At 68.7% G+C, this 19,657-nt stretch carries 14 protein-coding genes; 11 read left to right on the top strand and 3 right to left on the bottom strand.

Annotation, left to right across the window (positions count from 1 at the left end; genetic code table 11):
* Nucleotides 1-135 precede the first annotated feature (135 nt).
* The 5 genes from KY49_RS09450 to def all read left to right on the top strand — a co-directional run bounded on the left by KY49_RS09450 (nucleotide 136) and on the right by def (nucleotide 8,870).
* On the top strand, nucleotides 136-1,077 hold the full coding sequence (locus tag KY49_RS09450; protein WP_042584299.1) for a DMT family transporter: 942 nt from the start codon (nucleotides 136-138) through the stop codon (nucleotides 1,075-1,077).
* 138 nt (nucleotides 1,078-1,215) lie between these two features.
* Nucleotides 1,216-4,728, top strand: coding sequence for a chromosome segregation protein SMC (gene smc / locus KY49_RS09445; RefSeq protein ID WP_042584298.1), 3,513 nt, complete (start codon nucleotides 1,216-1,218; stop codon nucleotides 4,726-4,728).
* 99 nt (nucleotides 4,729-4,827) lie between these two features.
* A complete protein-coding gene (locus KY49_RS09440) occupies nucleotides 4,828-6,114 on the top strand; it encodes a cell division protein ZipA C-terminal FtsZ-binding domain-containing protein (RefSeq protein WP_042584297.1) in 1,287 nt (428 codons plus the stop codon).
* A gap of 153 nt (nucleotides 6,115-6,267) precedes the next feature.
* Nucleotides 6,268-8,343, top strand: coding sequence for an NAD-dependent DNA ligase LigA (gene ligA, locus KY49_RS09435; protein ID WP_042584296.1), 2,076 nt, complete (start codon nucleotides 6,268-6,270; stop codon nucleotides 8,341-8,343).
* The gene (gene def / locus KY49_RS09430) at nucleotides 8,340-8,870 is read left to right on the top strand and encodes a peptide deformylase (protein WP_042584295.1); all 531 of its coding nucleotides are present in this window, start codon (nucleotides 8,340-8,342) and stop codon (nucleotides 8,868-8,870) included. The genes ligA and def overlap by 4 nt, the downstream gene beginning before the upstream one ends.
* 119 nt (nucleotides 8,871-8,989) lie before the next feature.
* Here def and KY49_RS35305 read toward each other — a convergent pair whose 3' ends face one another.
* The 3 genes from KY49_RS35305 to map are packed head-to-tail and all read right to left on the bottom strand — an operon-like array spanning nucleotide 8,990 to nucleotide 14,283.
* Complete coding sequence (locus tag KY49_RS35305) at nucleotides 8,990-10,828, bottom strand: pseudouridine synthase (protein ID WP_082062314.1); 1,839 nt, start codon at nucleotides 10,826-10,828, stop codon at nucleotides 8,990-8,992.
* A 26-nt stretch (nucleotides 10,829-10,854) separates the two neighbouring features.
* The gene (locus tag KY49_RS09420; protein WP_042584294.1) at nucleotides 10,855-13,431 is read right to left on the bottom strand and encodes a [protein-PII] uridylyltransferase; all 2,577 of its coding nucleotides are present in this window, start codon (nucleotides 13,429-13,431) and stop codon (nucleotides 10,855-10,857) included.
* A 36-nt stretch (nucleotides 13,432-13,467) separates the two neighbouring features.
* Nucleotides 13,468-14,283, bottom strand: coding sequence for a type I methionyl aminopeptidase (gene map / locus KY49_RS09415; protein ID WP_010092061.1), 816 nt, complete (start codon nucleotides 14,281-14,283; stop codon nucleotides 13,468-13,470).
* A gap of 382 nt (nucleotides 14,284-14,665) precedes the next feature.
* Between map and rpsB the strand changes: the two genes are divergently transcribed.
* From rpsB to KY49_RS09385, 6 genes are all read left to right on the top strand, one after another.
* A complete protein-coding gene (gene rpsB, locus KY49_RS09410) occupies nucleotides 14,666-15,409 on the top strand; it encodes a 30S ribosomal protein S2 (protein WP_010092062.1) in 744 nt (247 codons plus the stop codon).
* Between the two features lie 162 nt (nucleotides 15,410-15,571).
* The gene (gene tsf, locus KY49_RS09405; RefSeq protein ID WP_010092063.1) at nucleotides 15,572-16,453 is read left to right on the top strand and encodes a translation elongation factor Ts; all 882 of its coding nucleotides are present in this window, start codon (nucleotides 15,572-15,574) and stop codon (nucleotides 16,451-16,453) included.
* A 157-nt stretch (nucleotides 16,454-16,610) separates the two neighbouring features.
* Nucleotides 16,611-17,324, top strand: coding sequence for a UMP kinase (gene pyrH, locus KY49_RS09400; protein WP_006402648.1), 714 nt, complete (start codon nucleotides 16,611-16,613; stop codon nucleotides 17,322-17,324).
* A gap of 112 nt (nucleotides 17,325-17,436) precedes the next feature.
* Nucleotides 17,437-17,997 carry a ribosome recycling factor gene (gene frr, locus KY49_RS09395; protein WP_010092064.1) on the top strand — a complete coding sequence of 187 codons (561 nt, stop codon included), beginning with the start codon at nucleotides 17,437-17,439 and terminating at the stop codon, nucleotides 17,995-17,997.
* A 49-nt stretch (nucleotides 17,998-18,046) separates the two neighbouring features.
* Complete coding sequence (uppS, locus tag KY49_RS09390; protein ID WP_042584293.1) at nucleotides 18,047-18,829, top strand: polyprenyl diphosphate synthase; 783 nt, start codon at nucleotides 18,047-18,049, stop codon at nucleotides 18,827-18,829.
* Nucleotides 18,823-19,647: a phosphatidate cytidylyltransferase gene (locus tag KY49_RS09385; RefSeq protein WP_042584292.1), complete on the top strand. Its 825-nt coding sequence runs from the start codon at nucleotides 18,823-18,825 to the stop codon at nucleotides 19,645-19,647. The genes uppS and KY49_RS09385 overlap by 7 nt, the downstream gene beginning before the upstream one ends.
* Nucleotides 19,648-19,657: the final 10 nt, after the last annotated feature.

The following is a 19,657-nucleotide window of genomic DNA, read 5'->3' as shown; positions in this document are numbered from 1 at the left end:
GCGCCGCGCGGCGGCGAAGCGGCGCCGCCGGGAGCGGCAGCGCGTTTCGCAGCCGACGATTATAGCGTGACGGAATGCAGTCACGGCGGGCCGGAGCGCCGGCCGGACAACGAAAGATAAAGGGTATCGAACAAGATGAACAACGCAGTACGCGGCAGCCTGCCGACGCTGGCGATCCTGATCGGCGCGTCGGTGTGGGGCCTGATCTGGTATCCGTTGCGGATCCTGGCGTCGCTGGGCCTGACGGGCACCGCGGCGAGCGCGCTGACGAGCGTCGTCGCGTTCCTGTTCGTGGTCGTCGCGCGGCACCGCGCGATCGCGACGCTGCGCTGGCACTGGGTGCTGCCGGGCATCGCGGTGACGGCCGGGATCACCAACCTCGGCTTCGTGTGGGGCACGATCCACGGCGAGGTGCTGCGTGTGATGCTGCTGTTCTATCTGACCCCCGCATGGACTGCGATCTACGCGCACTTCCTGCTGCGCGAGCGGCTCAGCTGGGCGGGCGCGGGGCTTGCCGCGCTGTCGATCGGCGGCGCGATGCTGATGCTGTGGTCGCCGCGGCTCGGCGTGCCGCTGCCGGCCAACCCGGCCGAATGGGCGGGGCTCGCGGCCGGGCTGAGCTTCGCGATGAGCAACGTGCTGGTCGTCAAGGCGAGCCGCGAGCTGCCGCAGATGCGGGCCGAGATGCGCACCGCCACGCTGTTCGGCGGCGCGGCTGTGTTCGGCGCGATCGCGTCCCTGTTCGAGGGGCTGCCGCCCGTGCCGGCGGGCGGCAACCTGGGCGTGGCGGCGCTGCTGGTCGCGGGCATCGGCGTGACGATGGCGTCCAACAACCTGCTGGTGCAGTACGGGCTCGCGCGCGTGCCGGCGAACCGGGCGTCGATCATCATGCTGTTCGAGATCGTCATCACCGCGCTGTCGGCGTGGGTGTTCGCCAACGAGCTGCCGGGCGCGCGGGAGTGGGCGGGCGGCGCCTGCATCGTGCTCGCGACGCTGCTGTCGAGCCGGGTCCACCGGCCGCGCGCCGTGCAGGACAAACCCGGGAACGGGCGGGACGGCGCACGCGCGATGGTATGATGGGTGCCGTTTGCGGGGCCCGACGCTCGAGAGCGCGGCCCCGTTTTTGAATTCCGAGGCGCGCCGCGCGCAAGGGCCGGCTGGTCCGGCGCGGCGTGTCGTCGTCCGTTTCACACATTCTTCACATCCGATACCGCCGTGCGTCTGAGCTCGATCAAACTCGCTGGCTTCAAATCCTTTGTCGATCCCACGCATTTCCAGGTTCCGGGCCAGCTTGTCGGCGTGGTAGGCCCGAACGGGTGCGGCAAGTCCAACATCATCGACGCCGTGCGCTGGGTGCTCGGCGAGTCGCGCGCGTCCGAGCTGCGCGGCGAGTCGATGCAGGACGTGATCTTCAACGGCTCGACCGCCCGCAAGCCTGGCAGCCGGGCGAGCGTCGAGCTGATCTTCGACAACTCCGACGGCCGCGCGGCCGGGCAGTGGGGCCAGTACGGCGAGATCGCCGTGAAGCGCGTGCTGACGCGCGACGGCACGTCGAGCTACTACATCAACAACCTGCCGGCGCGCCGCCGCGACATCCAGGACATCTTCCTCGGCACCGGCCTCGGCCCGCGCGCGTACGCGATCATCGGGCAGGGCATGATCGCGCGGATCATCGAGGCGAAGCCCGAAGAGCTGCGCGTGTTCCTCGAGGAAGCCGCGGGCGTGTCGAAGTACAAGGAACGCCGCCGCGAGACCGAGAACCGCCTGCACGACACGCGCGAGAACCTGACCCGCGTCGAGGACATCGTCCGCGAACTCACCGCGAACCTCGAGAAGCTCGAGGCGCAGGCGGTCGTCGCGACCAAGTACAAGGAGCTCGTCGCCGACGGCGAGGAAAAGCAGCGCCTGCTGTGGCTGCTGCGCAAGAACGAGGCCGGCGGCGAGCAGCAGAAGCAGCAGCGCGCGATCGAGCAGGCGCAGATCGACCTGGAGGCGCAGACCGCGAAGCTGCGCGAGGTCGAGTCGCAGCTCGAGACGCTGCGCGTCGCGCACTACGCGGCGAGCGACGCGATGCAGGGCGCGCAGGGCTCGCTCTACGAGGCGAACGCCGAGGTGAGCCGGCTGGAAGCCGAGATCAAGTTCATCGTCGAATCGCGCAACCGCGTGCAGGCGCAGATCGCCGCGCTCGACGCGCAGCGCGAGCAGTGGCGCGCGCAGGCCGAGAAGGCGCAGGACGAGCTCGCGGACGCCGAGGAGGCGCGCGCGATCGCCGACGAGAAGGCCGCGCTCGCCGAGGATGACGCCGCGGCGAAGCACGACGCGCTGCCGGCGCTCGAGGCGACCTGGCGCGATGCGCAGGCGCAGCTCAACGACGAGCGCGCGCGGATCGCGCAGACCGAGCAGTCGCTGAAGCTCGAGGCCGCGCACCAGCGCAACGCCGACCAGCAGCTGCAGCAGCTGCAGCAGCGGCAGGAACGCCTGAAGGCGGAAGCGGGCGGCCTCGACGCGCCGGACGAGGCGCAGCTCGAGGAGCTGCGCATGCAGCTGGCCGAACAGGAAGAAATCCTCTCCGACGCGCAGGCGCGGCTCGCCGACGCGCAGGAAACCGTGCCGCGCCTCGACGCCGAGCGCCGCGCCGCGCACGAGCGCGTGCAGGCCGAAAGCGCGCAGATCCATCAGCTCGAGGCGCGCCTCGCCGCGCTCAAGCAGCTGCAGGAGAACGTGCAGACCGAGGGCAAGGTGCAGCCGTGGCTCGACAAGCACGAGCTCGGCACGCTGCCGCGGCTGTGGAAGAAGCTGCATGTCGAGCCGGGCTGGGAAACGGCGCTCGAGGCCGTGTTGCGCGAGCGGCTCGCCGCGCTCGAAGTGTCGAATCTCGACTGGGTAAAGGCGTTCGCGACCGACGCGCCGCCCGCGAAGCTCGCGTTCTACGCGCCGCCGCCGGCCGGCGAGCCGCCCGTGGCGGCGGCCGGGCTGCGCCCGGTGCTGTCGCTCGTGCGCATCGACGACGCGGGCATCCGCGCGGTGCTGAACGACTGGCTCGGCAACGTGTACGTCGCGGACGACGTCGCGCAGGCGCTCGCGACGCGCACGCAGCTGCCGGCCGGCGGCGCGTTCGTCGTCAAGGCGGGCCATCTCGTCACGCGCGTCGGCGTGCAGCTGTACGCGGCCGATTCGGAACAGGCGGGGATGCTCGCCCGCCAGCAGGAAATCGAGAACCTGACGCGCCAGGTGCGCGCGCAGGCGCTGCTCGCGGACGAAGCGAAGTCGGCCGTGGTGCGCGCGGAAGCCGCGCACACGCAGGCGACGCAGGCGCTCGCCGACGTGCGCGCGCAGGCCGAGCGCGCGACGCAGCGGGTGCACGCGCTGCAGATGGACGTGCTGAAGCTCGCACAGGCGCACGAGCGCTATACGCAGCGCAGCACGCAGATTCGCGAGGAGCTCGAGGAAATCGGCGCGCAGGTCGAGGAGCAGCGTGCGCTGCGTGCGGAGTCGGAAGCGAATTTCGAGCGCTTCGACGGCGAGCTCGCGGAACTGCAGGCGCGCTTCGAGGACAACCAGCTCGCGTTCGAGTCGCTCGACGAATCGCTGTCGCAGGCGCGCCAGGCGGCGCGCGATCTGGAGCGCGGCGCGAACGACGCGCGCTTCGCCGCGCGCAACGCGGCGACCCGGATCGACGAGCTCAAGCGCAGCATCCAGGTCGCGCACGAGCAGAGCGAGCGCGTCGCCGCGTCGCTGGAAGACGCGCGCGCCGAACTCGAGACGATCAACGAGCAGACCGCGCATACGGGCCTGCAGGACGCGCTCGAAATCCGCGCGGTGAAGGAAGAGGCGCTGCAGGCCGCGCGCATCGAGCTCGACGACCTGACCGCGAAGCTGCGCGCGTCGGACGAGCAGCGTCTCGTCGCCGAGCGTTCGCTGCAGCCGCTGCGCGACCGCATCACCGAGCTGCAGCTGAAGGAGCAGGCGGCGCGCCTGGCGGTCGAGCAGTTCGCCGAGCAGCTCGCGACGGCCGAGGTCGACGAGGCCGCGCTGCGCGAGAAGCTGACGCCGGACCTGAAGCCGTCGTACCTGCAGGGCGAGGTCACGCGGATCAACAATGCGATCAACGCGCTCGGCCCCGTGAACATGGCGGCGCTCGACGAACTGAAGGCCGCGAACGAGCGCAAGGTGTTCCTCGACGCGCAGTCGGCCGACCTGAACGACGCGATCACGACCCTCGAGGACGCGATCCACAAGATCGACCAGGAAACCCGCACGCTGCTGCAGGGAACCTTCGACGAAGTCAATCGTCACTTCAGCGACCTGTTCCCGCGCCTGTTCGGCGGCGGCCAGGCGAAGCTGATCATGACGGGCGACGAGATCCTCGACGCCGGCGTGCAGGTGATGGCGCAGCCGCCCGGCAAGAAGAACGCGACGATTCACCTGCTGTCCGGCGGCGAGAAGGCGCTGACCGCGACCGCGCTGGTGTTCGCGATGTTCCAGCTGAACCCGGCCCCGTTCTGTCTGCTGGACGAGGTCGACGCACCGCTCGACGACGCGAACACCGAGCGTTTCGCGAACCTCGTGCGCGCGATGTCGGACAAGACGCAGTTCCTCTTCATCTCGCACAACAAGATCGCGATGGAGATGGCGCAGCAGCTGATCGGCGTGACGATGCAGGAGCAGGGCGTGTCGCGGATCGTCGCGGTGGACATGGAAACCGCCGCGGGTTTTGCCCAGAATTGACGTTTACGAACCGGGTTCGCGGGCGTGCGGCACGGAGCCGCCCGGCGCAATGGCGCCCCGCTTGCGAGCCCAACGAAAAAGAATTGTGATGGAGCGTGCATGGACGAGTTGACACTCGGTTTGATCGGCGCAGGCGCGGTCGTGGTGGGCGGCGTCGTGGTCTACAACGCGTGGCAGGGCGCGAAGGTGCGGCGCAAGATGCCGCGTCCGATGCCGCAGGAGACGGCGGACGCGATGCATCGTCCGGAACGCGACGACGAGCTGCCGTTCATCGAGCCCGTGCGCCAGCCGGCGCGCCGCGAGTCGGCGGCGCCGGACGCCGAGGCTGCAGCGGGCGCGTCGGCCGAGGCGGCACGCGTCGAGCCGACGTTCGGCGGGGCCACCTTAGGCGGGGCCGCCTTGGGCGGCGCGGCGCCTGCCGACATGCCGGCGGACCTGCAGGCCGAGGCGACGTCGGCCGACCTGCCGGTCGCCGGGACGGCCGACGAAAGCGGCGCGAGCGAGCCGGTCGAGCCGGTTAAGCCTGCCGAGCCGGTGCTGCCGGCCGCGACGACGATCTCCGCGGCGCCGCCCGCGGTCGTCGATCGCCGGATCGATTGCATCGTGCCGATCCGCCTCGCATCGCCGCTGCCGGGCGACAAGATCCTGCCGGTCGCGCAGCGCCTGCGCCGCGCGGGGAGCAAGCCGGTGCACATCGAAGGCAAGCCGGAAGGCGGCAACTGGGAGCTGCTGCAGAACGGCGTGCGCTACGACGAGCTGCGCGCGGCCGCGCAGCTCGCGAACCGCGGCGGCCCGCTGAACGAGCTGGAGTTCTCGGAATTCGTGACCGGCGTCCAGCAGTTCGCCGACGCGATCGACGGCGCGCCCGAATTCCCGGACATGATGGAGACGGTGTCGATGGCGCGCGAGCTCGACGGCTTCGCCGCGCAATGCGACGCGCAGCTGTCGATCAACGTGATGTCGGACGGCGCGCCGTGGTCGGCCAACTACGTGCAGGCGGTGGCGTCGCAGGACGGGCTGCTGCTGTCGCGCGACGGCACGCGCTTCGTCAAGCTCGACGCGAAGCAGAATCCGGTGTTCATGCTGCAGTTCGGCGACACCAACTTCCTGCGCGACGACCTGACCTACAAGGGCGGCAACATGATCACGCTGGTGCTCGACGTGCCGGTCGCGGAAGAGGACATCCTGCCGTTCCGGCTGATGTGCGACTACGCGAAGTCGCTGTCCGAGCGGATCGGCGCGCGGGTGGTCGACGACCAGCGCCGGCCGCTGCCGGAATCGACGCTGCTCGCGATCGAGCAGCAGCTGATGAAGCTGTACGCGAAGCTCGAGGAAGCCGGCATTCCGGCCGGCTCGCCGGTCACGCGGCGGCTGTTCAGCCAGTAACGCGAACCACCGGTCGCGGCGCGCGATGCCGCCGCGACCCGCTGCCGGCGGGCTGTCGGCAGCATCGCGCGCCACGCCGTTTCCGGCCCCCGGCGCGGCGCCAAACTGAGATAATCTGGCATTCGATTGTCTCAGAAAGAATCTGCCGCCAGCATGGCCCGAACCCAAGCCGAACCGCCAGCCAGCCAGCCCGACGCGCGCGCCGCGTGGCTGCGCGACCAACTCGAGCGGGCGAACCACGCCTATTACGTGCTCGACCAGCCGGACCTGCCCGACGCCGAATACGACCGACTGTTTCTCGAACTGCAACAGATCGAGGCGGACCACCCCGAACTCGTGACGCCCGACTCGCCGACGCAGCGCGTCGGCGGCGCGGTCGCGGGCGGCTTTACGCCGGTCGTCCACGACGCGCCGATGCTGTCGCTCAACAACGGCTTCGAGGATGAGGACATCGTCGCGTTCGACAAGCGCATCGCCGACGCGCTCGACAAGGCCGTCGATCTCGCCGGGTCGGTGACCGACCCCGTCGAATACGCGTGCGAGCTGAAATTCGACGGCCTCGCCATCTCGCTGCGTTACGAAAACGGCACGTTCGTGCAGGCGTCGACGCGCGGCGACGGCACGACCGGCGAGGACGTGACGCAGAACGTCCGCACGATCCGCTCGCTGCCGCTGAAGCTGAAGGGCAAGAACCTGCCGGCCGTGCTCGACGTGCGCGGCGAGGTGCTGATGTTCAAGCGCGATTTCGCGCGCCTGAACGAACGCCAGCGCGCGGCCGGGCAGCGCGAATTCGCGAACCCGCGCAATGCCGCGGCCGGCAGCCTGCGCCAGCTCGATCCGAAGATCACCGCGCAGCGCCCGCTGTCGTTCTTTGCGTACGGGATCGGCGTGCTCGACGGCGCGCCGATGCCCGACACGCACAGCGCGCTGCTCGACTGGTACGAGACGCTCGGCCTGCCGGTGAACCGCGAGCGCGCGGTCGTGCGCGGCGCTGACGGGCTGCTCGGGTTCTTCCGCAAGATCGGCGAGCAGCGCGAGTCGCTGCCGTACGACATCGACGGCGTCGTCTACAAGGTGAACCGCCGCGACGAACAGGAGCGGCTCGGCTTCGTGTCGCGCGCGCCGCGCTTCGCGCTCGCGCACAAGTTCCCCGCGCAGGAAGCGCTGACGACGCTCGTCGCGATCGACGTGCAGGTCGGGCGCACCGGCGCGATCACGCCGGTCGCGCGGCTCGAGCCGGTGTTCGTCGGCGGCGCGACCGTGACCAACGCGACGCTGCACAACGAGGACGAGGTGCGCCGCAAGGACATCCGCATCGGCGACACGGTGATCGTGCGGCGTGCGGGCGACGTGATTCCGGAAGTGGTCGGCGCGGTGCTCGACCGGCGGCCGGACCCGGCACCGGAGTTCGTGATGCCGACCGAGTGCCCGGTGTGCGGCTCGCGCATCGAGCGGCTGCCGGACGAGGCGATCGCCCGCTGCACGGGCGGCCTGTTCTGCCCGGCGCAGCGCAAGCAGGCGCTGTGGCACTTCGCGCAGCGGCGCGCGCTCGACATCGACGGGCTCGGCGAGAAGATCATCGACCAGCTGGTCGAGCAGAACCTCGTGCGCACGCCGGCCGACCTGTTCAACCTCGGCTTCGCGACGCTCGCGGAACTCGACCGGTTCGCGGAGAAGTCCGCGCAGAACCTGCTCGATTCGCTCGAGAAGGCCAAGCACACGACGCTGGCACGCTTCATCTACGGGCTCGGCATCCGCCACGTCGGCGAATCGACCGCGAAGGATCTCGCGAAGCATTTCGGCTCGCTGAATCCGATCATGGATGCGACGGTCGAGGAATTGCTCGAAGTCAACGACGTCGGGCCGATCGTCGCCGAGTCGATCCACCAGTTCTTCGCGGAGGAGCATAACCGCACGGTGATCGAGCAGCTGCGCGCGCCGGGCAAGGTCACGTGGCCCGAAGGGCCGCCCGCGCCGAAGGCGCCGCAGGGCGTGCTGGCCGGCAAGACCGTCGTGCTGACGGGCACGCTGCCGAACCTCACGCGCGATGCGGCGAAGGAGATGCTCGAGGCGGCCGGCGCGAAGGTCGCCGGCTCGGTGTCGAAGAAGACGGATTATGTCGTCGCGGGCGCGGAGGCGGGCAGCAAGCTCGCGAAGGCCGAGGAGCTCGGCATCCCCGTGCTGGACGAAGACGGATTACACCAACTTCTGGAGGGCCATGCGCCATGATTCGCGAGATTCTGAAGATGGGCGATCCCCGCCTGCTCGAGATCGCCCAGCCGGTCGAGCGCTTCGACACGCCGGCGCTGCACGAACTGGTCGCGGACATGTTCGAGACGATGCATCACGCGAACGGCGCGGGACTGGCCGCGCCGCAGATCGGCGTCGGCCTGCAGGTCATCATCTTCGGCTTCGGCAACAACAACCGCTACCCGGAAGCGCCGCCCGTGCCCGAGACGGTGCTGATCAACCCGAAGATCGAGTACATGCCGCCGGACATGGAGGAGGGCTGGGAAGGCTGCCTGTCGGTGCCGGGCATGCGCGGCGTCGTCAGCCGCTACGCGAAGATCCGCTACAGCGGCTTCGACCAGTTCGGCGCGAAGATCGACCGCGTTGCCGAAGGGTTTCACGCGCGGGTCGTCCAGCATGAATACGATCACCTGATCGGCAAGCTGTACCCGATGCGGATCACCGATTTCACGCGCTTCGGGTTTACCGACGTGCTGTTTCCGGGGCTCGACGCGACGGACGACTGATGCGGGACGGGCGCGATCGCTCGCGTTGCCCGCCGGAATGAGAAAAGCCCGCCGGAAAAACACGGCGGGCTTTTTCGTAACGTGCGCAGACGCGCCGCGTAGGGCCGTCGGAACTGCCGTCAGAACGTCTCGTCGGCCGACAGGTAGCGCCATTGCCCCTGCGGCAGCGCGCCGAGCATCACGCGGCCCATGCGCACGCGCTTGAGGCCGACCACCTCGAGGCCGACCAGCTCGCACATGCGGCGGATCTGGCGCTTCTTCCCTTCGCGCAGCACGAAGCGCAACTGCTCGCCGTTCTGCCAGCTCACCATCGCGGGCTTCAGCGCGACGCCGTCGAGCTCGAGGCCGTGGCGCAGCTTCGCGAGCGATTCAGCCGGGAAGTGCTGGTCGATGTCGATCAGGCGCTCGCCGAAGCGCACGCGCACCAGGTATTCCTTGTCGATGTCCGACTGCTCGCCGATCAGCTGTTTCGCGATCCGGCCGTTCTGCGTCAGCACGAGCAGGCCGGTCGAATCGATGTCGAGCCGGCCGGCCGGCGCGAGCGAGTGCAGATGCTGCGGCGAGAAGCGCAGCGCCGAGCGGTCGCCGCTCCAGTGGTTCTCGCGCGTGATCAGCACGGTCGCGGGCTCGTAGCCGTCTTCCGCCTGGCCCGACACGTAGCCGACCGGCTTGTGCAGCAGGATCGTCACCTGCGCCGCTTGTGCCGCGCTGGCGCGTTCGTCGATTTCGATGCGCTGGTCGGCGCGCACCTTGGTGCCGAGCGTGTCGATGCGTTCGCCGTCGACCAGCACCCAGCCTTTCTCGATCCATTCGTCGGCTTCGCGGCGCGAGCACAGGCCCAGTTCCGACATCCGCTTCGACAGGCGCATCAGGCCGGACTCGTCGCCGCGATCCACGTCGGCTGCCCGGCGCTTCACCGGTTGCGCGGTCTTGAAGCCCGCGCCGGACGACGGCCGTTCGGCAGCGCCGCGCTTGGCGGGGGCGTTCGGGCCGCGCGCGGCGCGATCGCCGTCGCGCGGCGCGCGGGCCGGGCGGTCGGACGACGTGCGGCGTTCGCCGAAGCTGCGCTTCGCGCCTTCGCCGCCTGTCGTGTCGCGATAGGGGCGCTTGCCGCCTTCGGCGCCGGCGCTCGCACGACGGGGCCGCGCATCGTCGTCGCCGCGGCGGGCCGGGCGCGCGTCGGGTTTGCCTCGGCTGAACTTGCCGTCGGCGCTGCGGCGCTCGCCTGCGGGATTCGCATCCGTGCTCCGATACGGGCGGGTGTCGCTGCGCTCGCCGCGTGCGGCTGGCTTGCCCTCCGCGCTGCGGTACGGGCGGCCTTCACCGCGTTCGGCGCGTCCTGCGAATTTTGCGTCTTTGTCGCGATAGCGCGATTCGCCACGTTCGCCGCGCTCGGTGCGGCCCGCAGGTTTCGCGTCCGTGCCGCGGTACGGGCGGGATTCGCCGCGTTCGCCACGCGCGGCGGGCTTGCCTTCCGCGTTGCGATACGGACGGTTTTCGCCGGGGCGGCGCTCGCCGCGTTCGGTGCGTCCTGCGGGTTTCGCATCCCTGTCGCGATACGGGCGCGATTCGCCGCGCTCGCCACGCGCGGCGGGCTTGCCTTCCGCGCTGCGATACGGGCGGCTATCGCCGGGGCGGCCCGCGCCACGTTGTTCGGTGCGGCCGGTGGGCTTCGCATCGCCGCCGCGATAGCTGCGCTCGGCGCTGCCGTCACGCGGCGGACGTTTCGCCGGTGCGCGATCCGCGCCCGGACGGTCCGCGCCGCCGGCGGCGCGCGGCTTGAACGCACGCTCGCCGGCGGCCGCCGGCGCGGGCGCCTGCTTCGGGCGGGCCGGCTTGGCTGCCGCATCCGGCGCAGCGGCGCGCACCGGCTTGCGGGCGACGAGGCTGCCGGAACGGACGGGGGCGCGGGTCGGCGACGCCGGCCGCGGATTCTTGACGGTCAATTTGGTGCGCATAAACGCTGGGATACTTTCAGACTGTTTCAGACTGCGATCGCGCGCAGCAACTCGGTTTCCACCTGAATCTGCAGACGGTTGCCGGAGAGGCCGGCGCCGTCGAGCAGGAAGATGTCCTCGACGCGTTCGCCGAGCGTATTGATCCGCGCCGCGTGGACGCCGACCCGGTGCTCGGCCAGCACGCGCGCGATCGAATAGAGAAGGCCCGGCCGGTCGTTGGCGGACACGGACAGGATGTAGTACTGGCCGCGCTCGTCGGCCCGCAGGTCGACGCGCGGCGTGATCGGAAACGTCCGCGACAGCCGCGACAGCCGGCCCTTGGACGGTTCCGGCAGCGGCGCGGCCTCGGCGAGGCGCGTCGCCAGCTGCTGCTCGACGAGGTTCGCGATGTCGCGGTACTGCACGTCGTGCTCGGTCTGCGTGACGATGAAGTTGTCGAGCGCATAGCCGTGCCGCGTCGTGCTGACGCGCGCGTCGAGCACCGACAGCCCGTTGCGGTCGAAGTACGCGCAGATGCCCGCGAACAGGTCCGCGCGGTCCTTCACGTAGACGAGCACCTGCAGCGCGTCGCCGACGGGAGACGGCCGCGCGCGCACGATCGCGGTCTCGGCGTTCACGTGCCGGTACAGCACGCGGGTCTGCCAGGCGATGTCGGCCGCGTCGTGGCGCAGAAAGAAGCCGACGTCGAGCTGGTCCCACAGCGCGCGGTGCGCATCGGTGGGCACGGTCTCGAGGCGCAGCAGCGCGAGCGCCTCTTCCTGGCGCGACTTCAGTTCGGAATGCGTGTCGGGTTGCGCGCCGCCGAGCACCGCGAGCGCCGTGCGGTACAGGTCTTCGAGCAGCTTGCCTTTCCACGTGTTCCAGACCTTCGGGCTGGTGCCGCGGATGTCGGCGACGGTCAGCAGGTAGAGCGCCGTCAGCCGGCGCTCGCTGCCGACGAGATCGGCGAAGCGCTTGACGACTTCCGGGTCGCTCGTGTCCTGCTTCTGCGCGACCTGGCTCATCGTCAGGTGATGCTGGACCAGCCAGACGATCAGCGCGGCGTCGTCGCCGGCGACGCCGTGCTCGCGGCAGAAGCGCCGCGCGTCGGCCATCCCGAGCGTCGAGTGATCGCCGCCGCGGCCCTTCGCGATGTCGTGGAACAGCGCCGCGATGTACAACACCCACGGCCGCTCGAAATTGCCGATCAACTGGCTGCAGAACGGATATTCGTGCGCATGCTCGGCGACCGCGAAGCGGCGGATGTTGCGCAGCACCATCAGGATGTGCTGGTCGACCGTGTACACGTGATACAGGTCGTGCTGCATCTGGCCGACGATGCGGCGGAAGTTCAGCAGATAGCGGCCGAGCACGCTCGTCTGGTTCATCAGCCGGAACGCGTGCGTGATGCCTTCGGGCTGCTGCAGGATCTGCATGAACGTGCGGCGGTTCTGCGGATCGCGCCGCCACGCGTTGTTCATGATCTCGCGCGAGTTGTACAGCGCCCGCAGCGTGCGCGCGGACAGGCCCTTCACGCCGCGCGTCGTTTCGTAGAGCAGGAACGCCTCGAGGATCGCGTCCGGATGGCGCTCGAACACGTCGTCGTCGACGATCTCGAGCATCCCCTGCTTCTCGACGAAGCGCTCGGGCGACAGCACGCGCGTGATGCCGCTCGTGGCCGGGAACAGCTGGGCCTCGATGTTCTGGATCAGGATCGTCGCGAGTTGCGTGACGGCCTTCGCGGCCCAGTAGTAGCGGCGCATCAGCTGCTCGCTCGCGCGCTTCGCGGGCGTCGGCCGGTAGCCGAAGCTTTCGGCCGCCTGGGTCTGCAGGTCGAACACGAGCATGTCCTGGCGGCGCCCGGCGATCACGTGCAGCCGCGCGCGCAGCGTCTTCAGGAAGCCTTCGTTGCGGCGCAGCTCGCGCGCTTCGCGCTCGGTGATGAGGCCGCGCGTGTCGAGCTCGCGCCAGCTGCTGCCGAAGCCGGCCGCGCGCGCGATCCACAGGATCGTCTGCAGGTCGCGCAGCCCGCCCGGGCTTTCCTTCACGTTCGGCTCGAGGCTGTACGGCGTGTCCTGGCTCTTCGCGTGGCGCTGGCGCATCTCGAGCACCTTCGCGGTGAAGAACGCGCGCGCGTCGAGCGCCTCGTGGTAGCGCACCGTGAAGCGCTCGAACAGCGCGGTGCTGCCGACGATGCGGCGCGCTTCCAGCAGCGAGGTCTGCACCGTGACGTCCTGTGACGCCTCTTCGATGCATTGCGCGACCGTGCGCACGCTGCTGCCGATCTCGAGGCCGAGATCCCAGGCCATGCCGATGAAGCGCTCGATCCGGGCGTCGAGTTCGGCGGCATGCCCGTCGGGCAGCAGCACGAGGATGTCGACGTCGGAATAGGGGGCCAGCTCACCGCGCCCGTAGCCGCCGACCGCGACGAGCGCGAGCGTCGCGGGCAGCCCGGAGTCGTCCCAGACCCGCTTGAGCGCATCGTCGGTGGCTTTCGACAGCGCGTGCATCAGCGACGCGACGTTGGTCGCGTTGCGAAAGCGCGCGAGCAGGTCGGCCTTCGCGGCCTTGAATTCGGCGCGCCGCGAGAGCGCTTCGGTCGAGGGGGCGGCGTGAGCGCTCATGGGCGGCGGATCAGCAGCGGGCAGGCGCGGACGCGCTCACGCCGCCGGGGTCGAATGGGCGAAGACGGGGCGCTCGGGCGAGCCGGCGGACACGGTCAGCACGTCGTAGCCGGTGTCGGTGACGAGCACGGTGTGCTCCCACTGCGCGGACAGGCTGCGGTCGCGCGTCTTGACCGTCCACTGGTCGGGCATCGTGCGGATGTCGCGCTTGCCGGCGTTGATCATCGGCTCGATCGTGAAGATCATGCCCGGCTTCAGTTCGACGCCGGTGCCCGGGCGGCCGTAGTGGACGACCTGCGGATCCTCGTGGAACACCGTGCCGATGCCGTGGCCGCAGTACTCGCGCACGACGCTGTAGCCCTGCGCTTCCGCGTGCTTCTGGATCGCGTGGCCGATGTCGCCGAGATGCGCGCCGGGCTTGACCTGGTCGATGCCGAGCCACATGCACTCGTAGGTGGTCTGCACGAGGCGCTTCGCGAGGATCGAGCCCTCGCCGACGATGAACATCCGGCTCGTGTCGCCGAAGTAGCCATCCTTGATCACGGTGACGTCGATGTTCAGCGCGTCGCCGTTCTTGAGCACCTTGTCGCCCGGGATGCCGTGGCAGATCACGTCGTTGACGGAAATGCAGCAGGACGCCGGGTAGGGCGGGTAGCCGGGCGGCTGGTAGTTCAGCGTCGCGGGAACCGTGCCCTGCACGTCGACCATGTAGTTGTGGCAGAGGCGGTCGAGTTCGGCGGTCGTGATGCCCGCGACGACGTGCGGGGTGAGGTAGTCGAGCACTTCGCTCGCCAGACGGCAGGCGACGCGCATCTGCGCGATATCGTGTTCGTTTTTGAGCGTAATAGCCATCGGGGTGTGCCTGGAAAGCGGTGAATTAATGGATTATCGCACCTTATGCCGGGCGTCGCAGCCCCGGCGGCCGCGCGGATGCGGGTTTTTGCGGATTGCCGCGGGCACCGCCGCCGGCCCGGCAAAGTGTCGGGCGACTTGAGGGCGGACCGCTCGGCATGCTATACTCTTTGGCTAAGTCGACACTCAAATGCGTCGCATGTCCCAAGCTGGGGCGGCGTTTGCAGTGAAAGGCTTGCGGCACGTGCATCTTCGTTTTGCATGTGCCGAATCGCAAGCCGGCGCAACCAGGGTGCCGGCCGCGCGAAACGGAAAGCATGCGGACCCGTTCGTGCGGCGGTACGGCAGCCGGCTTAAGACCCAACCCTCGTGGAGAATTTACATGGCAGTTACGATGCGCCAAATGCTGGAAGCGGGTGTCCACTTCGGTCACCAGACCCGTTTCTGGAACCCGAAGATGGCACCGTTCATTTTCGGTCACCGCAACAAGATTCACATCATCAACCTCGAAAAGACGCTGCCGATGTTCAACGACGCACAGAAGTACGTGCGTCAACTGGCGGCGAACCGCGGCACGATCCTGTTCGTCGGCACGAAGCGCCAGTCGCGCGACACGATCGCGCAGGAAGCGCAGCGCGCAGGCATGCCGTACGTCAACGCACGCTGGCTCGGCGGCATGATGACCAACTTCAAGACGCTGAAGGTTTCGATCAAGCGCCTGAAGGACATGGAAGCGGCGGTCGAGGCAGGCGAGCTCGAGAAGATGAGCAAGAAGGAAGCGCTGCTGTTCGAGCGTGAAATCGCCAAGCTGCAGAAGTCGATCGGCGGCGTGAAGGACATGGGCGGCATTCCGGACGCGATCTTCGTCGTCGACGTCGGCTACCACAAGATTGCCGTCACCGAAGCGAACAAGCTGGGCGTGCCGGTCATCGCCGTGGTCGATACGAACCACTCGCCGGAAGGTGTGGACTACGTGATCCCGGGTAACGACGACTCGAGCAAGGCAGTCGCGCTGTACGCGGAAGGCGTGGCCGACGCGATCCTCGAAGGCCGTGCGAACGCGGTCAACGAAGTGGTCCAGGCAGTGCGCGGCGGCGACGACGAGTACGTCGAGGAAAACGCGTAACTGGCCCCGAGCCGGCGCAAAAAGGGGGCTCTCAACAGGCCCCCTTTTTTTAAGCTTGTGCGCCGGACCTGATCGCGCCGAATCGGCGCGGGTCCGGAAACGAATCTCGGCCGTTCGCGTCCAAGCGGGCGGCGTTGTGAATACAGACTCAAGGAGCGAATGATGGCGGCAATTACCGCAAGCATGGTGGCAGAACTGCGCGCAAAGACCGACGCACCGATGATGGAGTGCAAGAAGGCGCTGACGGAAGCAGACGGCGACCTGGCCAAGGCTGAAGAGCTGCTGCGCGTCAAGCTCGGCAACAAGGCGAGCAAGGCGGCATCGCGCGTGACGGCCGAAGGCGTCGTCGCATCGTTCGTCGGCGGCAATGCAGGCGCGCTGGTCGAACTGAACTGCGAAACCGACTTCGTCGCGAAGAACGACGACTTCCTCGCGTTCTCGAAGACCGTCGCGGAACTCGTCGCGACGCAGAACCCGGCCGACGTGGCTGCGCTGTCGGCGCTGCCGCTCGACGGCTCGACGGTCGACGCAGTGCGCCTGGCGCTGATCGGCAAGATCGGCGAGAACGTGTCGATCCGCCGTTTCGTCCGTTTCGAAACCGCGAACAAGATCGCGACCTACCTGCACGGCGCGCGCATCGGCGTGATCGTCGAGTACACGGGCGCGGACGAGCAGGTCGGCAAGGACGTCGCGATGCACATCGCGGCGATGAAGCCGGTCGCGCTGTCGTCGGATGACGTGCCGGCCGAGCTGATCGAGACGGAGCGCCGCGTGGCCGAGCAGAAGGCTGCGGAATCGGGCAAGCCGGCCGAAATCGTTGCGAAGATGGTCGACGGCAGCGTCCAGAAGTACCTGAAGGAAGTGTCGCTGCTGAACCAGTCGTTCGTGAAGAACGACAAGCAGACGATCGAGCAGATGCTGAAGGCAGCGAATGCCGCAGTGCAGAAGTTCGCGCTGTTCGTCGTCGGCGAAGGCATCGAGAAGCGTCAGGACGACTTCGCGGCCGAAGTGGCCGCCCAGGTCGCAGCAGCAAAGCAGCAGTAAGCAGTCCGGCAGCACCCGCGGCGGGCGTCCGCTCCGCCGCGGCCGGCGGCGTCGCCGGGCCGGCCGGAAGGTCCGGTCTGGCCGGCGGCGCTTGCCCGAATCAGTATTTCGCCCCTACAGTTCGTGGTTGTCATCCTCTCGTCGCTCGGAAGCCCCTATGTCCAATGCCTATAAACGCGTCCTCCTCAAACTTTCCGGCGAAGCGCTGATGGGCGACGATGCCTTCGGCATCAATCGCGCTACGATTGAACGGATGGTGGCCGATATCGCCGAAGTCGTGCGTCTCGGCACGCAGCTCGCGGTGGTGATCGGCGGCGGTAATATTTTCCGCGGCGTGGCGGGCGGCGCGGCCGGCATGGACCGCGCGACGGCGGACTACATGGGGATGCTGGCGACGATGATGAACGCGCTGGCGCTGCAGGACGCGATGCGCCACGCCGGCATCGAGGCGCGCGTGCAGTCCGCGCTGCGGATGGATCAGGTCGTCGAGCCGTACATCCGCCCGCGTGCGATCCGCCAGCTCGAGGAGGGCCGTGTCGTGATCTTTGCCGCCGGCACCGGCAACCCGTTCTTCACGACCGACACGGCCGCCGCGCTGCGCGGCTCGGAAGTGGGCGCCGAGGTGGTGCTGAAGGCGACGAAGGTCGACGGCGTGTATTCCGCCGATCCGAAGAAGGATCCGTCGGCCACGCGCTACACGACGATCAGCTTCGACGAGGCGATCAGCCGCAACCTGCAGGTGATGGACGCGACCGCGTTCGCGCTGTGCCGCGACCAGAAGCTGCCGATTCGCGTGTTTTCGATCAACAAGCCGGGTGCGCTCAAGCGCATCGTGCTGGGCGAGGACGAGGGTACGCTCGTCCACGTGTAAACTCCCGCGGATGCGGGCGACCGGCCGGGCGACCGGTTGGGACGCCCGCGCGGCGCCGCTGCGCACGCGACGAGTCCGCGTTCATTGAAGATTTGAAGGTTCGGAGGTTGAAATGAGTGTCGCTGATGTCAAGAAGGGCGTAGAGCAGAAGATGCAGCGCTCGATCGAAGCGTTCAAGAACGATCTGGCGAAGATCCGCACGGGCCGTGCGCACACGGGCCTGCTCGATCACGTGCAGGTCGACTACTACGGCTCGATGGTGCCGATTTCGCAGGTGGCCAACCTGACGCTCGTCGACGCGCGCACGATCGGCGTGCAGCCGTGGGAAAAGAACATGGTCGCGAAGGTCGAGAAGGCGATCCGCGAAGCCGACCTGGGCCTGAACCCGGCGACGTCCGGCGACCTGATCCGCGTGCCGATGCCGCCGCTGACGGAAGAGCGCCGCCGCGAGCTGACGAAGGTCGTCAAGAGCGAAGGCGAGACCGCGAAGGTGGCGATCCGCAACCTGCGCCGCGACGCGAACGAGCAGCTGAAGAAGCTGGTCAAGGACAAGGAAATCTCGGAAGACGACGAGCGCCGCGCGGGCGACGACGTGCAGAAGCTGACCGACAAGCACGTGACCGAAATCGACAAGCTCGTGCAGAGCAAGGAAGCGGAGATCATGACGGTCTGACCGTCGTTCTCGCGTCCCGCCTTCTTCCCGCATTACTGTCTCAACGGCCATGACTTATACCAGCTCTACCGTTCGCGTGCCTGACGTCGGCGCCGTGCCGCGTCACATCGCGATCATCATGGACGGCAATGGCCGTTGGGCGACCGAACGCCGCCTGCCCCGCGTCGCGGGGCATACACGCGGCGTCGACGCGGTGCGGGCGGTGGTCGAGGGCTGCGCGCGCGTCGGCGTCGAATACCTGACGCTGTTCGCGTTCAGCTCGGAGAACTGGCGGCGGCCGACCGAGGAAGTGTCGTTCCTGATGCGGCTGTTCATCACCGCGCTGGAGCGCGAGGTCGGCAAGCTGCATGCGAACGGGATCCGCCTGCGTGTCGTCGGCGATCTCGACCGCTTCGAGCCGCGGATCCAGGCGCTGATCCGCCGCGCCGAAACCAAGACGGCGCGCAACACGCGCCTCACGCTCACCATCGCCGCGAACTACGGCGGCCGGTGGGACATCCTGCAAGCGACCCGCAAGCTCGTCGAGCAGGCCGCGCGCGAGGGCCGCGAGGTGGAAGTCAGCGAAGACAGCTTCGCGCCCCACCTGGCGATGGCCTATGCGCCGGAGCCCGACCTGTTCATCCGCACCGGCGGCGAACAGCGCATCAGCAACTTCCTGCTGTGGCAGCTCGCGTACACCGAATTCTATTTCACCGACAAATTCTGGCCGGACTTCGACGGCGCGGCGCTGACCGATGCGCTGGCGTCGTACACCGATCGCGAACGCCGCTTCGGCCGCACGAGTGCCCAGCTCGAGCCGCAATCCCAGAACGCCGATTCCCTTTCATGCTGAAAACCCGTGTGATCACGGCGGTCGTGCTGCTGGCGGTGCTGCTGCCGGTGACCCTGTTCGCGCCGTTGAGCGCGTTCGGCGCGCTGATCGGCGTCGTGCTCGTGTTCGCCGCCTGGGAATGGGCGCGCCTGCTGAAGCTCGGCGGCGCCGGCCCGGTCGTCTACGCGATCGTCGCGGCGCTGGCGCTGCTGGCGACTACGCGCGTTGGCATCGGCACCTCTTCATCCCGCCCCCTTTTTGCGGCGGCCGGCGTGTTCTGGCTGCTGGTCGGCCCGTTCGCGCTGCGGCGCAAGCCCGTGCTCGCCGGGGGCGTGTGGCGGCCATTCCTGCTCGCGGCCGGCCTCGTGATCTTCGCCGCCTGCTGGCACGCGCTCGTCACGGCGCGCGCGCAGGGCGTGCCGTTCGTGCTGTCGCTGCTGCTCGTCGTCTGGCTGGCCGATATCGGCGCATATTTCGCGGGCAAGGCCTTCGGGAAGCGTAAACTGGCGGTCACGATCAGCCCCGGGAAGAGCTGGGAAGGGGCGGTGGGCGGCTGGCTCGCCGTGATGATCGTCGCGAGCGTCGCGATGGCCGCGCACCTGTTCGAGCCGACCCTTTTTTCTGCTTTCGCCGCGCAGTTCGGCGGGCCGGGCGCCTGGGCGGCGCTGACGCTGCTCGTCGCGTACAGCGTGATCGGCGACCTGTTCGAGTCGCTGCTGAAGCGCCAGGCCGGCGTGAAGGATTCGAGCGGTCTGCTGCCGGGGCACGGCGGCGTGCTCGACCGCGTGGACGCATTGCTGCCCGTGCTGCCGCTCGCGATGCTGCTGTTTCACGGTTAACCCCTACACT

Source organism: Burkholderia sp. MSHR3999, from assembly GCF_000833595.1.
Classification (GTDB): domain Bacteria; phylum Pseudomonadota; class Gammaproteobacteria; order Burkholderiales; family Burkholderiaceae; genus Burkholderia; species Burkholderia ubonensis.
The sequence above is the reverse complement of the archived record's forward strand: the minus strand, read 5'-3'. Positions and strand labels throughout refer to the sequence as shown.

Coding starts and splice junctions, on each gene's coding strand:
- KY49_RS09385 (WP_042584292.1), top strand. CDS start 18,823: ATGCTGAAAACCCGTGTGATCACGGCGGTCGTGCTGCTGGCGGTGCTG.
- KY49_RS09440 (WP_042584297.1), top strand. CDS start 4,828: ATGGACGAGTTGACACTCGGTTTGATCGGCGCAGGCGCGGTCGTGGTG.
- KY49_RS09450 (WP_042584299.1), top strand. CDS start 136: ATGAACAACGCAGTACGCGGCAGCCTGCCGACGCTGGCGATCCTGATC.
- def (WP_042584295.1), top strand. CDS start 8,340: ATGATTCGCGAGATTCTGAAGATGGGCGATCCCCGCCTGCTCGAGATC.
- uppS (WP_042584293.1), top strand. CDS start 18,047: ATGACTTATACCAGCTCTACCGTTCGCGTGCCTGACGTCGGCGCCGTG.
- tsf (WP_010092063.1), top strand. CDS start 15,572: ATGGCGGCAATTACCGCAAGCATGGTGGCAGAACTGCGCGCAAAGACC.
- map (WP_010092061.1), bottom strand. CDS start 14,283: ATGGCTATTACGCTCAAAAACGAACACGATATCGCGCAGATGCGCGTC.
- pyrH (WP_006402648.1), top strand. CDS start 16,611: ATGTCCAATGCCTATAAACGCGTCCTCCTCAAACTTTCCGGCGAAGCG.
- ligA (WP_042584296.1), top strand. CDS start 6,268: ATGGCCCGAACCCAAGCCGAACCGCCAGCCAGCCAGCCCGACGCGCGC.
- KY49_RS35305 (WP_082062314.1), bottom strand. CDS start 10,828: ATGCGCACCAAATTGACCGTCAAGAATCCGCGGCCGGCGTCGCCGACC.
- frr (WP_010092064.1), top strand. CDS start 17,437: ATGAGTGTCGCTGATGTCAAGAAGGGCGTAGAGCAGAAGATGCAGCGC.
- KY49_RS09420 (WP_042584294.1), bottom strand. CDS start 13,431: ATGAGCGCTCACGCCGCCCCCTCGACCGAAGCGCTCTCGCGGCGCGCC.
- rpsB (WP_010092062.1), top strand. CDS start 14,666: ATGGCAGTTACGATGCGCCAAATGCTGGAAGCGGGTGTCCACTTCGGT.